This window comes from Desulfurellaceae bacterium (assembly GCA_021296095.1).
In the GTDB taxonomy this organism is placed as follows: Bacteria; Desulfobacterota; Binatia; order Bin18; family Bin18; genus JAAXHF01.
Genome location: JAGWBB010000041.1, coordinates 25,064 through 39,473 on the forward strand (window position 1 = coordinate 25,064; position 14,410 = coordinate 39,473).

Sequence of the window (14,410 nt, forward strand, 5' to 3'; positions counted from 1 at the left end):
AACCCACAGAACGGAGGAACAATGCGATACGGTTTACACTTGGCTAACGGCGTGTCGGTCACCGATCCGGCCGTGCTCAAAGATGTCTGCCAGCTGGCCGAAGAGCTGGGCTATGAGTCGATCCTGATCGGCGACCACGTCCTGCCGCCGCGCAAGATCAACTCCAAGTTTCCGCTGCCGGTCGAGGACCCCCAGATCCACAGGTATCAGGACCAGCACTGGCCGGACTGCTTTGCCATGCTGGGCTTCATGGCCTCCATCACCTCCAGCGTCCGGCTCGGAACCAGCGTCTTTATCGTTCCCTATCGGCATCCTGCGGTCACGGCCAAGATGATCGCCACGCTCGACAAGCTGTCCAACGGGCGCATTATTGCCGGCATCGGCAGCGGCTGGATCGAAGAGGAGTTCAATTTTCTGAACGCCCCGTTTGCCGAGCGGGGACGCATGACCGACGAATACATCGAGGTCATGAAAGCCCTGTGGACGGACGCCCATCCGCGTATCGAGGGCCGTTTCGTGACCATTGACCGGGACGTGAACTTTGGCCCCTACCCGGTCCACAAGCCTCACCCGCCGATCTGGGTCGGCGGCAACACCACGGCCGCCCTGCGCCGCGTCGTGCGCTGCGCCGACGGCTGGCAACCGGCCGGCCTGATGCCGGACGTTATCGGCCAGAAGCTCGACCAGCTGCGCTCGCTGATGGCCGAGGCGGGACGCGATTTCAGCCAGCTCGAAATCACCTGCATGGTCGGCACGGACGCGACCGAGGCGGTGGCCGATGTCTTCGACAAGCTGGGCGCCCACGTCCTGTACGGTCTGGTGTCAGCGACCGACGAAGAAACGCCTCAGCTGTTTGCCGAGATCAGGCGCTACGCCGAAACCATGTCGCAGCGCGGCTAAACAAACTAGCAATAGGAGGTCGCCCCAATGACCATCGAGCTCAACCACCTGATCGTTCCCGCCCATGATAAGGAAGAATCCGTGCGCTTCTACGAGCGCATATTCGGGTTCAAGTACGAAGGCCCGATGGGCCACTTCGCACCCATCAAGCTCCCCAGTCAGTCCCTGACGCTGGACTTCGACAATCGCGAATCTTTCCAGCCCGCGCACTACGCCTTCAAAGTGAGCGAGGCCGAGTTTGACGAGATCTTTGGGCGTATCGTGAACGCTGACCTGGTCTATGGCAGCGAGCCGTGGACGCTCGACGACATGCAGCTCAACCACTGGAACGGCGGGCGCGGGGTCTATTTCCGGGACCCGAATGGCCATATCCTCGAACTCTTGACCCGCGACTATACGGCCGAGCAGATGAACAGGTCGGATTAGCGAAGCGTCATCCGACATTGAACAAAGACGAAGGCAAGGCACATGGCAAAACGCAAATGGCAAAAATGGACAACCGCTAGCGTGTCTGCCGTTTTGACTTTTGCCCTTTGCCCTTTGACCTTTGCCGCCGGCCGGCTCGCAACACCTGGCCCGGCAGCTGGCCACAGTCCCGGCCGTCGGCCACGATCGGCACGCCGTTGACCAGCACCGACTGGATGCCTTCGGCGTACTGGACAAAGCGGCCCTCCCCGCCCGGCAGATCTTCGAGCAGTTGTTTCTCCCCCGCCCCGACCGTGCGTGGGTCGAACACCACCAGGTCGGCAGCCTTGCCACGGGCAATCGTGCCCCGCTCGTGTAGGCCGAAGAAGCGCGCCGGCTCGGACGTGATGCGCTGCACCGCGCGCTCCCAGCTCATGGTCTGCCGCTCGCGCACCCAGGTGCCCAACAAATAGGTCGGATAGCCGGTGTTACACAGCATATCGACATGCGCCCCGGCGTCGGACAGGCCGATCATCACCCGTGAATCGGTCACCACTTCTTGCAGCAGCGGAGGATCGAAATTCAGGGCGGCCATGGAAAAGCTGGTACCCAGCTTGTCGGCCAGGGCACAGTCAAAAAAGGTATCCAGGGGATCTTTGCCCTGGCGCTGGCTCAGCTCGGCAATCGTCTTGCCCAGCCAGTCGTGGTGCTCGGGGTTTTCAACGATACACACCTGAATATGCTGCCACTGGCCGCTGAACGCCTTGGGGCTGGTGGTGTAGGCTTGACGAAAAGCCGCCCGGAAGGCCGGATCGGCATAAATTGTGGCCTGCTCTTCGGCCGAACGGTTGAACAGCTGGTGACACACCTCGTACGGCCCCAGAATAAACGGGTTACGCAGGTTGAACTGGAGTTCGGTCGGCTGACAGCTGGCCTGAGGAATCGCCCCGCGCCGAATCAGGGCGGCGGTCTTGTCCAGCAGCTCACGGTGAGCGGTGGGCTGATCGTTGCGGGTCTGGACCGACAGCCAGGTGACTGGGCGCTGGCTTTCGGTCAGCAGAAAGTCAACCATATCCAGCTGTTCCTGGGGAATGATGGACGAACCGGCTCCGCCCAGATTGACCTCAATCGCCCCATAGCCGAGGTCGCGCAGGACGTGGGCATAGCTGGCCAGCTCGTCACGGCTGGCCAGTCGGCAGGCCAGCGGACGGCCCTTGTAGCCGACGTGCTGGGTGGCCAGGGTGGTCGAGAAGCCGAGCGCCCCGGCCTGCATGCCCTCGCCCAGCAGTGCGCTGATCTGGGCCGTTTCGTCAGGGGTGGCCGCCCGCTCCTGGGCGTGTTCGCCGATCACATACGAGCGCAGCGGCGTCAGGGCCATGAGAAAGCCCATATTGATCCCGATCCCATTCCGGGTCGGCACCCGCATGTATTCGGCGAAACTCTCCCAGCCCCAGCCAACGCCCTTGGACAGCACGTCGTAGGACATGCCCTCGACGTTGACCAGATCCCAGGCCAGGGCCTCGTGCTGCTGCGGCCGGCACGGGGCAAGGCCAACGCCGCAGTTGCCCATCACCACACTGGTCACACCGTGCCAGGCCGAACAGCTGATCTGGGGGTCCCAACAGATCTGGGCGTCGTAGTGGGTGTGAGGGTCGATAAAGCCGGGAGCGACCATCAGCCCGTCGGCGTCAATGGTCTGGGCTGCTCCGTCGAGATGGTCTCCAAGCTCCACAATCCGACCGTCCGTAACGGCGACATCGGCCCGGAACTGCTGAGCGCCGGTGCCGTCAATCACCGTACCGTTTTGAATCACGAGGTCATATGCCATGGCTGCCTCCGTATTGTGTCCGCGTCTCCTATGCAATAGAGAACACCGGACCGCATTGTCAAGGAAAAACGGGGGATGTGCGGGGGCGGGTTTGAAACCCGCCCCTCCGTTGAGACCGGGCCGCGGGATGTGCTATGGCAGCGGTCACACCACACGCGCAGACACAGGGAGGGCAGCAACCATGAAGTTTGGCATCCATTTCTCGCTGGGCGTCGGCATGCGGCCGAGCGCGGCCGATTATATCCGCATTGCCCAGAGGGCTGAGGAACTCGGCTATCACTCGGCCTGGCTGGGCGATCATATTGTTATTCCGGAAAAGATCGAATCGGCCTACCCGTATACCCCGGACGGCTCGGCCAGCTTTCCCCGCCGCCTGCCGTTTCCCGACCCCTTCGTGCTGTTGGCCGGCATTGCCGCCAGTACGCAGACCATTCAGATCGGCACCAGTGTGATTGTGGTCCCCTACCGCAACCCGCTGCACGTCGCCAAAGCCGTGGCGACCCTCGACATGGTCGCCAACGGCCGCTTTCAGTTCGGGGTCGGGGTGGGCTGGCTGGCCGAAGAATTCGAGGCCCTGGGAGAGACCTTCTCCGAGCGCGGCAGCCGCACCCGCGAATACCTGCGGCTGATGAAAGCCATCTGGACCGACGAGGCGGCCAGCTTCGAGGGCCGGTATTTCTCCTTTCCCGACCTGTACGCCCAGCCGCTGCCGGTCCAGAAACCGCACCCGCCAATAATTTTTGGCGGCGAAAGCCTGCCCGCCCTCAAACGCGTGGCCGACCTGGGCGAGGGCTGGCAGCCGGGTCCGATTCCGCTTGACGCGCTGCGAGAGCGGACCGAGCGGCTCAGAGCCCTGATGGCCGAACGCGGCCGGGATTTTTCTCAACTGGCCTTCTCGATGATGGCCGATGGCCGGGATTTGAAGGACAATCCGGACAGGCTGTCACAGCTGGAAGAGATCGGCGTTCAGGAACTGGTCTTGTCCATGGCCGATGTGGATACGGAAAAAACCCTGGCCAGGCTGGAAGACAACGCCCGGGCCTTCCTGTCCTAGGCTGTTTCACGATTCCGTAGAGCCGTCCGGCCCCTGCCGTCATTCCGGCGCAAGCCGGAATCCAGGCTCCCAGACCCCGGCCTCTGGATGCCGGATCACGTCCGGCATGACGGGAGCGTCGCGGCGACCGGTCTACCAGCGTTTCTGGCCGCGCGGGGCAAAGTGCCGAATCGCGCCGGTGGCCAGCCGCGCCGCCCGCGACGCCTGGGGCTGGGTATACTGACGCACGGTCAGCGGACCCGGCTCAAAGCCGCGCACCATCTTGCGCGGGATTGCGGCGTCGAGGCTGCGCTCGATAGCCCGGACATAGCTCAGCTCGTCCAGGCAGGCCAGCGAGATGGCGTCGCCCTGGGCCTCGGCGCGGGCGGTCCGCCCGATCCGGTGGATGTAGTCGTCGGCGACCTGCGGCACATCGAAGTTGATGACGTGCGAAATGCCCTGCACGTCCAGACCGCGGGCCGCCACATCGGTAGCCACCAGCACGTCAATCTGCCCGGTCCGAAAGCCGTCCAGGGCGCGCGTCCGCAGCCGCTGGCTCTTGTCCCCGTGCAGGGCTTCAACCTGACGGCCGGTCTGGCTCAGCCGGCGGGCCAGCCAGTCGGCCCGGCTCTTGGTCCGGGTAAAGACCAGCACGTGCCGTAGCTGTCCCCGCTGCAGCAGATAGTGGAGCAGGCGGCCCTTCTGTTCGGCCTCGACCAGATACAGCACCTGGCGCACGCTCGAAACCGGCGTGGCTCTGGGTCCGACATCAATCACAACCGGAGACTGCATGACATCGTGGGCCAGGCGCTCGATCTCAGCCGGCATGGTGGCCGAGAACAGCAGGGTCTGGCGTTCAGGTGGCAGGGCGTTCAGGATACGCCGCACATCGGGCAAGAACCCCATGTCGAGCATCCGGTCGGCCTCGTCGAGCACGACCGCGCTCAGGGCGTGGAAGCTCAGGTTGCCCCGCTGCATGTGGTCGAGCAGCCGGCCAGGGGTGGCGATCAACAGGTCTACGCCGCGCTCCAGCTGTTCGATCTGGGGGCCGAGTCCCACCCCACCGAACACCACCGTCGAGCGTAGCTGGAGGTATTTGCCATATTTGAGGGCGCTCTTGCCGAGCTGAGCGGCCAGCTCGCGGGTCGGGCTGAGGACCAGCGCCCGTAAGCGGGGACCTGTGGCATAGGCCAGCTCGTGCAGGATGGGCAGCAGAAAACCGGCGGTTTTTCCGGTCCCGGTTTGCGCGCAGGCGAGCAAGTCTTTACCGTCCAGCACGACCGGGATAGCCTCACTCTGGACTGGCGTGGGGACCGTATAGTGAACGTCATCGAGGGCACGGAGCAATTCGGATCTGAGTCCGAGTTCGGGAAATGTCGTCAAACACGTTTCTCCTTTGGACCCTTATCTTAGCTGACCGGCCGGTCAGACGCCAGTCGCACGGAGTTGCCGGTATCAGGGCCGGCGACTCTCTTGACTTGATACGGTTGGGACGACCATAGTGGCCCGTGTTCCGGCACAGGAGGAGCAGCATGTACCAGGGCTACAAATTCATTGACAGCGATTCGCACATCCTCGAACCGGCCGACATGTTTGAGCGCTATCTTGAGGCGCCGTTTCGTTCCGAAATGCCGCACGCGTGGGTCGATTATCAGGGCCAGCCGCTCGGCTTTGGTATTTCGGTGACCATTCCGGCGACCGACAGCGACCAAGACTATGTCATGCCGTTTGGCCGCGACCCCATGCCCGACGGCGAGCTGACCCTGGGCGACGCGGGCACACGCATTGTCATGCCCGAGCACAACGACGCCTATGCCGGCTTTGCCCGCAGAGGCTTTCCGCCTGAGCTGTACAAGCTGGCCCTGGAGCGCACCGGCATTGATTATATGGTCGTCTATCCGACCGTCGGCCTGTACGTGACTGCGGTTCCTCAGCTCAAAGCGGACACTGCCGCAGCCTACCGCCGGGCCTACAACAACTGGCTGCACGATTTCTGCACCGAGGCCGGCGGCCGGGTCGTTGGCGCGGCGTCCATCGACCTGCGCGACCCCGACGAAGCGATCCGAGAGGTGCGGCGCTGCGTCAAAGACTTTGGCTTCAAGGCGGTCCATATCAACCCCACCCCGGTCGGCGAATACCGGATGTACGACGCCGTGTATGACCGGCTGTGGAGTACCCTGGAGGACCTCGACGTGCCGCTGGCCATCCATGTCGGGGCGGGCAATGCCGCGGACGAGATGCTGTACTACTACCTGCCCCGGCTGCGCTCCATCCAGGGCACAATGGCCTTTACCATGGGCAATATGATTGCCAGCGCGGCGCTGATCATGGGCGGGGTGCTCGAACGCCATCCAAAGTTGCGCGTGGTGCACCTGGAATCCGGGGCGGGCTGGGTCGCGTTTTGGATCGACCGCATGGACGCCGGCGTGCAGGGCGGTTTCCGTGACCTGGAAAATCCGGGTCTCAAGCTGCACCCCATCGACTACTTCCAGCGCCAGTGTTACATCGCGGCCGACCAGGATGACCCCGGCATCAAGCAGGTCATTGAGGTGATGGGCGACGACAATATCGTGACCGCGACCGACTTTGGTCATCCCGAGGGACGAAAATATGCCGGCGCAGCCGAGGAACTGCTCGGCCTGCCGGGGGTGTCCGAAGACAGCAAGCGCAAGATCATGTGGGATAACGCCCTGCGGCTGTATCCGCTCGAAGCGGCCTGAACGGGGTCTCCGAGATAAGAGGAGAAGGATCTCTCCTCGACCTCACCATCAAAACCACCCGGCTCAGCGTGCCGCGGCCTTGAGCCGGGGCATGATCTGTTTGGCAAACAGCTCCTGGGTCTTGAGCGCCTTCCACAGCTCCGTTCCGCCGTAGTGGCTCATGATGATGAGTTCATGGAAGCGGAACTCTTCCCACAGGTCGAGCAGCTGCTGGCCGACCTGCTGCGGGGTGCCGACGTACACAATGCCGGCTTCGATCAGCTCTTGATATGACAGCTCCCGCAGCCGCGGAAAATCCTCCGCAGCATAAAAGGCATAGCCCGCATCAATCAGGCGTTGTTTGTCTTGCGGACTGTGGTGGGCCAGCGAATCCATGGGTGAGACGTTGAACTTCACAAAGTTTCGCACAACCGGTTCCGCTTCACGGTGCGCCCGGTCCTCGTCCTCGTCGAGGTAAATCGCCTTCACATAGCCGAGGCACGGCGTCGTGCCAGCCGCCTTGCAGGCGTTCAGATAGAAGGCCGCCGGTTCCTTGAAGACAAAAGACGGCGCCGGTCCGCCGACGGTCACGCCCCAGCCGCTGTCGGCCGCGCGCTGAAACCATTTTGTGCTGGTCCCGAGCTGGAAGATTTTCGGGTGCGGTTGCTGGAGCGGTTTAGGGACCACGGACAGATCCCTGACGGTGTAATACCTGCCGTCGTAGGAGAACCTGTCCTGGGTCCAGGCCAGGAGCAGGATGTCGAGCGCTTCGACGTAACGTTCCTGATTTTCCTCCAGCCTGATATTGGCCGGCTCGTTCAGCCAGGCATGGCCGCGCCCGACTCCACACTCGAGCCGTCCGTGCGTCAGGATGTCGGCCTGGGCGATCTCGCCGGCCAGCACCATCGGATTATGCAGCGGCAGGGTATGACACAGGGTCCGAAAGCGCAGCCGGCGGGTCCGCTGAGCCAGGCTGCAAAACAGCGCCAGCGGATTGGGATTAATGGCAAACTGCTCAAAAAACGGATGTTCAAGAGCCGTAAACAGATCGAATCCACGCTCGTCGGCGTGCTCGCCGAGTCGCAGCACGTCGTATATCATCTCCGCATGGTCCCTGCCCGGTGGGCACTGAATCTCGGTGTAGGTCCCAAAACGCAGGGGCGGGGTCATCGGAACTCCTTGTGACCGGCAGAGCGAAGGCGTGGCTGAGCTTAGTCAAAAATGTCGAGCGGCAAAAAGGCCGACACCACAAAGTTCGGCACATCCACCACCTCGCTGATCTTCAGATCGACCGCCACACTGCAAATGGCGTAGGCCTGCTGGCGGGTATAGCCGTACTCGGCCATCAGATGATCGATCATGTTCAGCAGCGCGTTCCTGGCCGCCAGGCTGGCGTCCTCGGCCCGGGCCTGGCCGTCACGGGTCGTACACTGGCCGGTGGTGGCAAAAAAGCGCCGGGGTGCGGCCATCTCGGGCGTGGTGAAGTACTCGCTGCGGGAGAACTGCACATCGTTGATCTGACGCTCGGCCGCGACCTGTTTGAGCAGGCTGAAAGAACAGTAACAGGTCGCCGCCATTTCCACCGCCGTGCCGCAACACTCGCCGTCGCCCTGGGCAAAATGCGCGTCGCCAACCGAAAACAGGCCACCGGGCACGTAGACGGGAATCCGCAGCAGCGTGCCTGCGGTCAGCTGCTTGATATCGACGTTGCCGCCGGTCTCGTGGGGCGCGATCGTCCGCATGGCGCGGCCGGCCAGCCCGCCATCAGCCGGAATCGCACCGGCCGTTTCGGGCAGCAGCACCATTCCGCCGCGACCGGCCAGCTCGGTCTCGCGGCTGTTGATACGCTCCAGCAGCTCGTGCGAGGGCGCAACACCCATCACCCCCATGAACGGTGCGCCCGGGATGCGGACTCGGGGCAGATCCTCAGACGTGGCCGCGCCGTCGGCAATCGTCCAGCGCACGATATGGGGTTCGGGAAACACATCGCGCAGAAACCCAAAGCCCACCGCCTGGACGGTGAAGCCGAAGGGCTGCGGCTCAATGTCCCGGATCGTCACCTCAAGCAAATCGCCGGGCTCGGCGCCGCTGATATAGACCGGCCCGGTCAGCGGATGAACCACATTCAGGTCGATCCTGCCCACATCTTCGGTCCCTGAGTCGGGCTGTAGCTGGCCATCAAAGGCGTCGCGGGTTTCCAGGCCAACCACCTGACCGGGCTCAACCGTGGCCACCGGCGGAATGTCGGGGTGCCAGCGGTTATGGCCGGTGTGGGGCTCCTGACTGAGCGATTTGGTCCGGTCAATCGCAATATAGACATCGGCTGTTGGGGCCATACGCTCTCCCCCTTTGGCTAAAGAGTAAACGTGTCAACATGTTCATGTGGCTGGAGGACACGTTTACTCTTTTTGGAATGTCTTGCCTTCTTAGCCCGCTTTGGCGGCCAAGGATAGGCCGCCGTTCGTCTTGCCCTTCCGGCCCGAGTTGATATACACCAGCCCCAGCAAAAGAGTAAACGTGTCAACATGTTCATGTGGTTTTACTCTTTTTGGCAGGAGGGACTATGAAGCCACTCGAACATCTGCGCGTCCTCGACCTGACCCGTTTTCTGGCCGGTCCGTACTGCACCCTGTTGCTGGGCGGCTTGGGCGCCGAGGTCATAAAAGTCGAACCCCCGGGCAAGGGTGAAGGCCACCGCGACCGTCCGCCCTACGCCGGTCCTCGGGGCGCCAGCCTGAGCAAGCAGACCGAGGACGACATCGGCCTGATGGTCCTGCATCGGGCCCGTAATAAAAAGAGCGTGACGCTCAACCTGCGTTCGGCTCAGGGCGTCGAGCTGTTCAAGCAGCTGTGCCGCAAGGCCGATGTCGTGGTCGAGAATTACTCGCCCGGCACCCTGGACAAGATGGGCCTGAGCTTTGCCAGCCTGCGGGAGGTCAACCCGCGGCTCATTGTGTGCTCCATCTCGGGTTTTGGTCAGACCGGCCCGTACAGCGAATGGCGGGCCTACGATCCGATCATTCAGGCCATGGGCGGGATTAACAGCGTGACCGGTTTTCCCGACCGCCAGCCGGTCCGCTGCGGGGCGGCCATCAGCGATACCACAGCGCCCCTGTTCGGGGTCATCGGCATCCTGTCAGCCCTCCAGCAACGTGACAAAACCGGCCGCGGCGAGTGGGTCGATATCTCGATGCAGGACGGGACTTTCTTCTTCCTGCCCGAGCTGGTCGAGTACCTGAACGCCGGGGAAATTCCGGTCCGGCGCGGCAACTCGCACATCGGCGGGGCGCCGTTCAACGTCTACGACGCCTCGGACGGCCACGTGTCGGTGTGCGCCGTCACCGCCCGTGGCTGGGAGAACTGTCTGCGGGCCATCGGCCGGGAAGACCTCAAGGACGACCCCCGCTATTCCCACCTGTCGAACCGGGTCAAAAACCGCGCCGAGGTTGACCAGCTCATGCAGGACTGGATGGCTCAGCATACGGTGGCCGAGGCGGTCCAAATCCTGCAAGCGCACGAGGTGCCCTCCAGCCCGGTGCTGGATCCCCAACAGCTCCTGGAAGACGAACATCTGGCCGCCCGAGGCATGGTCGTGCCCCTGTCGCATCCGACCCACGGCCCGATGCCGGGCGTCAAGGGCTTTGGCATGCCGATCACGTTTGTCGAAAACCCGGTGCAGTTCGACCAGCCGGCGCCGGAACTGGGCGCGCATAACGCCGAGGTATACGGCCAGCTGCTGGGTCTGGCCGACGCCCGGCTGCAAGCGCTGAAAGACCAAGGGGTTATTTGAGAAAGGAGTCTCACCATGGGTTTGTTCCGACTCTACACCGGTGCCGACGGTCAGTCGCACTTTGAAGACCAGAGTCTGGCCTCACACCCCGAGCTGACCGAGGCGCAAAACGCTTCGCGCATCTTTTTTGCCGAGATGGCCCCCGGCCGGTTCATCGACTGGCACCCGGCGCCCCGTCGGCAGTATGTCATCATTCTGTCCGGCGAGCTGGAGATCGGCCTGGGCGACGGCACCACGCGCCGCTTCGGTCCGGGCGACGCGCGCCTGGTTGAGGACACGACCGGCCAGGGCCACACCACGCGGGCGGTGAGCGACACCCCGGTCGTGACTGCGGTCGTGCCCCTGGGTGATTAGCCAGGCATGAGACCCAGCCTGACCGATATCCGCGCTGCCGCCGACCGCATCCGTCGCCATATCCACCGCACGCCGGTTCTCAGCTGTGCCGGCGTCGACCGGATTGTCGGCGCCCGGCTGTTCTTCAAGTGCGAGAATTTCCAGAAAGTGGGCGCGTTCAAGATTCGCGGGGCGACCAACGCGGTCCTGTCGCTCAATGAGCGGGCCGCAGCCGCCGGCGTCGCCACCCACTCCTCCGGCAACCACGCTGCGGCCCTGGCCCTGGCCGCCCGACTGCGGGGGGTGCCCGCCTATGTGGTCATGCCCGACACTGCTCCGCAGGTGAAAAAGGAGGCGGTCGCCGGCTATGGGGCGCAGATCACGTTTTGTGCTCCGACGCTTGAGGCCCGGGAAGCCGGGCTGGCCCGGATCGTGGCCGAAACCGGCGCGGTGTTTATTCCGCCGTATAACGACGAACGCATTATCGCCGGACAGGCGACCGCAGCCCTGGAACTGCTCGCAGACATACCCGACCTCGACCTGATTCTGACCCCGGTCGGCGGGGGCGGTCTGGTCAGCGGAACGGCGCTGACAGTCCGCAGCCTGTCCCCACCTACCCGGGTGATCGCCGCCGAACCCAGGGGCGCGGACGACGCCTACCGGTCGTTCCGGGCCGGCCACATCATTCCGTCGGTCAATCCCCAGACCATTGCCGACGGGCTGTTGACCTCGCTGGGCGACAAGACCTTTGCCATCATTCGGGACTGTGTGGACGATATTGTGACCGTCGAGGAGGCCGACATCGTCCGGGCCATGCGGCTGATCTGGGAGCGGATGAAAATCATCGTCGAGCCCTCGGCTGCGGTCCCGCTTGGCGCGCTGCTGGGCCGGTCGGTCGGGGTGCGGGGCAAGCGGGTGGCGATTATCTTGTCGGGCGGCAATGTCGATCTGGCCCGCCTGCCCTTTTCGTGAGCGCTGCGACTAGGGCCTCAGACGCGGGTTGGTTACACTACAGACAGCCGTTGTCACCGCAGGAGAAGACGCTCATGCTACTCTTCCACAATCTGCCAGTGAGGAAGACGCGATGATGAAGCTGGTGCGGCGTTTGGCTTCTCACTTGATCCCCTCCCCTCTTACGATGGTTGCAGGGTTACTGCTGGCAACCTTTGGCATGGCCTGTCTGGACGGGCAGGATGCCCCCGAGCCAAATGACGGCGGAAGGGGAATGCATACGCCGCACCCGGCAACGGCGCAGGAAGAAGGCCACGAGGACCCCGGGGTTTCCGACGACCACGTCCTTTTTGGTCAATCTGCCGCGTTCACCGGGCCTGCCCGGGAATTGGGCAAGGCGATGCGCCTGGGAATTGAGGCGGCATTCCACGAGGCCAATCAGGCAGGAGGCGTCCATGGCCGCGAACTGAAGCTCAGGGCGTTGGATGACGGCTATGAAAGCGACTTTGCCGCTTCCAACACGCAACGGTTGATTGAGAATGAAAGGGTATTCGCGCTGATCGGAGCGGTGGGCACACCCACGGCCCGCGCTGCATCACCGCTGGCCCAGGCTGCCGGGGTGCCCTTCCTGGCTCCGTTCACGGGGGCCGAGTTCTTGCGCGACCGCGAGTTGGACAATGTGCTCAACGTCCGGGCCTCGTACTACCAGGAAACCGAGGAGATGGTGGCGCGTCTCACCGAGGACCTGGAGATCACCCGCGTTGCCGTCTTCTACCAGGATGATTCCTTCGGCTTGAATGGACTGGAGGGCACACGATTGGCACTGGAGCGCCGGGGCCTGGAGCCGGTAGCGGCCTCGCACTACCCACGCAATACCCGTGCCGTGAAGGGAGCAGCGCTCAAAATCACCGCGGCCAATCCGGAAGCGGTGATCCTGATTGGCTCCTACAAGCCGGTGGTCAAGACCATAGAATTGGTGCGGCGGGAGCTGGACCCGGTGTTCATGACGGTCTCCTTCGTGGGGAGCAACGCTTTGGCGAACGAGTTGGGGCCCGACGGGGCCGGCGTGTACGTTACGCGAAAACATCCCCGTGGTAGCTCGATACCACAGCGCCCTCTCCGAGTACGCCCCCCAGGCGGAGCCCGGCTTCGTTTCGCTGGAAGGGTATCTGGCCGGACGCCTGGCCGTCGCCGGCCTCAAAGCCTGCGGCCCCGACCTGAGTCGAGAGTGCCTTCTCCACGCGGTGCGAGATGCCGGCACCATTGAAATCGACGGCATGCAGCTCAAGTACGGGCCGGACGATAACCAGGGCTCCGACGCCGTGTTCTTGACCGTGATTGCTACGGACGGCAACTACCACAGGGTCGAAAAACTCAGAGGCTCGTACTAAAGACCTCTCAAACGGCACCTGCGGAGAACCTCAAGATGTCCCTGGAAGGCTTCTCGCTCCAAGCGATAGCGGATCTGTTCGGATTCGGTGAGCACACGCATGAACTGCACCAATCGCTGTTGACTCTCGGGATGCTCATCATCGTTGCCAAGTTGGCCGAGGGCGTTTTTCGCAGGCTGCGGTTGAACTCCATCATCGCCTATGCGGCGACAGGGATGTTCCTTGGGCCGGTCCTGGAACTGACCGGCGTCTGGTGGATTGAGCCTTCGCTGCACCTCGAGCTGGTTTTGGCTCTGGGTGTGTTCATTTTTTTCTTCCTCATCGGCCTGGACGAAGTGGATATCTCCAGTTTCATGTCGTCCCTCAGAGGCCATTACTTCCTCGCGGCCGTACTGTCCGTGATCGTGTCACTCAGTATTTCGATGCTGGTCACCACCGATGTCGTTTTCGATTTCGGACTGAAACTGAATTTCACCGAGTCGCTGGCCTTGGCCGGCGTGCTGTCGATGACCAGTCTGGGCATCGTGGCCAAAGTGCTGACGGACGGCGGGTATCTGAAACAGCCGGTTGGACTGCAAATTTTCACGGTGGTGATCATCGCCGAGTTGATTACCCTTCTGCTGATCGGCTTCAGCATCGGCGAACACGCCCACCAGGTTTCGCCTGTCGGCATACTGATTTTGCTGGGCAAGGTTGCCGGTTTTTCGGTGGTAACCTGGGTCTTGTCGTCGCGGGTGCTGCCGCCGGTGGTAGCGCTGTTGCAGCGGGTGATCCAGGTGCCGCAACTCTCCCTGGGTTTGCTGCTCGGCATGCTCTTCCTGATAGTGTACGGCGCGGAAGCGGTGGGACTCCACGGCTCACTGGGCGCTCTACTGTTCGGGGCGTCGCTGTCGAACCTGCCCTACCAAGTGCAGCGGGAGATCATCCCGGGGATTCGCAGCGTGGCCGAGGGATTTTTCGTGCCCCTCTTCTTTGCTTCCGCCGGATTGAGCTTCAGCTTCACCTTCGTAACCTTGCCGCTGGAGGCCATGGCGGGGTTGGCGCTGATCCCATTGCTCGGCAACTTCACCGGCGCTTTCA

13 protein-coding genes are annotated in these 14,410 nt (G+C 63.1%); 9 read left to right on the top strand and 4 right to left on the bottom strand.

Annotation, left to right across the window (positions count from 1 at the left end):
* Positions 1–21: 21 nt before the first annotated feature.
* A complete protein-coding gene (locus tag J4F42_11645; GenBank protein ID MCE2486159.1) occupies positions 22–900 on the top strand; it encodes an LLM class F420-dependent oxidoreductase in 879 nt (292 codons plus the stop codon).
* A gap of 27 nt (positions 901–927) precedes the next feature.
* Complete coding sequence (locus tag J4F42_11650) at positions 928–1,326, top strand: VOC family protein (protein ID MCE2486160.1); 399 nt, start codon at positions 928–930, stop codon at positions 1,324–1,326.
* A gap of 76 nt (positions 1,327–1,402) precedes the next feature.
* On the opposite strand, the gene J4F42_11655 is transcribed toward J4F42_11650, so the two are convergent.
* Positions 1,403–3,133: an amidohydrolase family protein gene (locus J4F42_11655; protein MCE2486161.1), complete on the bottom strand. Its 1,731-nt coding sequence runs from the start codon at positions 3,131–3,133 to the stop codon at positions 1,403–1,405.
* Between the two features lie 181 nt (positions 3,134–3,314).
* Between J4F42_11655 and J4F42_11660 the strand changes: the two genes are divergently transcribed.
* Positions 3,315–4,187: a TIGR03619 family F420-dependent LLM class oxidoreductase gene (locus J4F42_11660; protein MCE2486162.1), complete on the top strand. Its 873-nt coding sequence runs from the start codon at positions 3,315–3,317 to the stop codon at positions 4,185–4,187.
* A 132-nt stretch (positions 4,188–4,319) separates the two neighbouring features.
* Here J4F42_11660 and J4F42_11665 read toward each other — a convergent pair whose 3' ends face one another.
* Entirely contained in the window at positions 4,320–5,549 is a 1,230-nt protein-coding gene (locus J4F42_11665; GenBank protein MCE2486163.1) for a DEAD/DEAH box helicase, read from the bottom strand.
* 149 nt (positions 5,550–5,698) lie between these two features.
* On the opposite strand from J4F42_11665, the gene J4F42_11670 reads away from it, so the two are divergent.
* On the top strand, positions 5,699–6,886 hold the full coding sequence (locus tag J4F42_11670; GenBank protein MCE2486164.1) for an amidohydrolase: 1,188 nt from the start codon (positions 5,699–5,701) through the stop codon (positions 6,884–6,886).
* Between the two features lie 63 nt (positions 6,887–6,949).
* Here J4F42_11670 and J4F42_11675 read toward each other — a convergent pair whose 3' ends face one another.
* Both J4F42_11675 and J4F42_11680 read right to left on the bottom strand, forming a co-directional pair.
* Positions 6,950–8,035, bottom strand: a complete 1,086-nt coding sequence (locus tag J4F42_11675; protein MCE2486165.1) for an LLM class flavin-dependent oxidoreductase — start codon at positions 8,033–8,035, stop codon at positions 6,950–6,952.
* A 41-nt stretch (positions 8,036–8,076) separates the two neighbouring features.
* Positions 8,077–9,201, bottom strand: a complete 1,125-nt coding sequence (locus J4F42_11680) for an acetamidase/formamidase family protein (protein ID MCE2486166.1) — start codon at positions 9,199–9,201, stop codon at positions 8,077–8,079.
* A 227-nt stretch (positions 9,202–9,428) separates the two neighbouring features.
* Here J4F42_11680 and J4F42_11685 point away from each other — a divergent pair, with 227 nt between their 5' ends.
* The 5 genes from J4F42_11685 to J4F42_11705 form a co-directional block, all read left to right on the top strand.
* The gene (locus tag J4F42_11685; protein MCE2486167.1) at positions 9,429–10,655 is read left to right on the top strand and encodes a CoA transferase; all 1,227 of its coding nucleotides are present in this window, start codon (positions 9,429–9,431) and stop codon (positions 10,653–10,655) included.
* A 15-nt stretch (positions 10,656–10,670) separates the two neighbouring features.
* Entirely contained in the window at positions 10,671–11,009 is a 339-nt protein-coding gene (locus J4F42_11690) for a cupin domain-containing protein (protein ID MCE2486168.1), read from the top strand.
* A 6-nt stretch (positions 11,010–11,015) separates the two neighbouring features.
* The gene (locus J4F42_11695; GenBank protein ID MCE2486169.1) at positions 11,016–11,960 is read left to right on the top strand and encodes a pyridoxal-phosphate dependent enzyme; all 945 of its coding nucleotides are present in this window, start codon (positions 11,016–11,018) and stop codon (positions 11,958–11,960) included.
* 112 nt (positions 11,961–12,072) lie between these two features.
* Positions 12,073–13,206, top strand: coding sequence for an ABC transporter substrate-binding protein (locus J4F42_11700; protein ID MCE2486170.1), 1,134 nt, complete (start codon positions 12,073–12,075; stop codon positions 13,204–13,206).
* Positions 13,207–13,365: 159 nt separating this feature from the next.
* On the top strand, positions 13,366–14,410 hold a 1,045-nt coding region (locus tag J4F42_11705; GenBank protein ID MCE2486171.1), incomplete at its 3' end, for a cation:proton antiporter.

What these genes read in the sequence shown, in the direction of transcription:
- J4F42_11700 (MCE2486170.1), top strand. Translation starts at nt 12,073, where the DNA reads ATGATGAAGCTGGTGCGGCGTTTGGCTTCTCACTTGATCCCCTCCCCT.
- J4F42_11695 (MCE2486169.1), top strand. Translation starts at nt 11,016, where the DNA reads ATGAGACCCAGCCTGACCGATATCCGCGCTGCCGCCGACCGCATCCGT.
- J4F42_11650 (MCE2486160.1), top strand. Translation starts at nt 928, where the DNA reads ATGACCATCGAGCTCAACCACCTGATCGTTCCCGCCCATGATAAGGAA.
- J4F42_11685 (MCE2486167.1), top strand. Translation starts at nt 9,429, where the DNA reads ATGAAGCCACTCGAACATCTGCGCGTCCTCGACCTGACCCGTTTTCTG.
- J4F42_11675 (MCE2486165.1), bottom strand. Translation starts at nt 8,035, where the DNA reads ATGACCCCGCCCCTGCGTTTTGGGACCTACACCGAGATTCAGTGCCCA.
- J4F42_11680 (MCE2486166.1), bottom strand. Translation starts at nt 9,201, where the DNA reads ATGGCCCCAACAGCCGATGTCTATATTGCGATTGACCGGACCAAATCG.
- J4F42_11690 (MCE2486168.1), top strand. Translation starts at nt 10,671, where the DNA reads ATGGGTTTGTTCCGACTCTACACCGGTGCCGACGGTCAGTCGCACTTT.
- J4F42_11660 (MCE2486162.1), top strand. Translation starts at nt 3,315, where the DNA reads ATGAAGTTTGGCATCCATTTCTCGCTGGGCGTCGGCATGCGGCCGAGC.
- J4F42_11670 (MCE2486164.1), top strand. Translation starts at nt 5,699, where the DNA reads ATGTACCAGGGCTACAAATTCATTGACAGCGATTCGCACATCCTCGAA.
- J4F42_11645 (MCE2486159.1), top strand. Translation starts at nt 22, where the DNA reads ATGCGATACGGTTTACACTTGGCTAACGGCGTGTCGGTCACCGATCCG.
- J4F42_11655 (MCE2486161.1), bottom strand. Translation starts at nt 3,133, where the DNA reads ATGGCATATGACCTCGTGATTCAAAACGGTACGGTGATTGACGGCACC.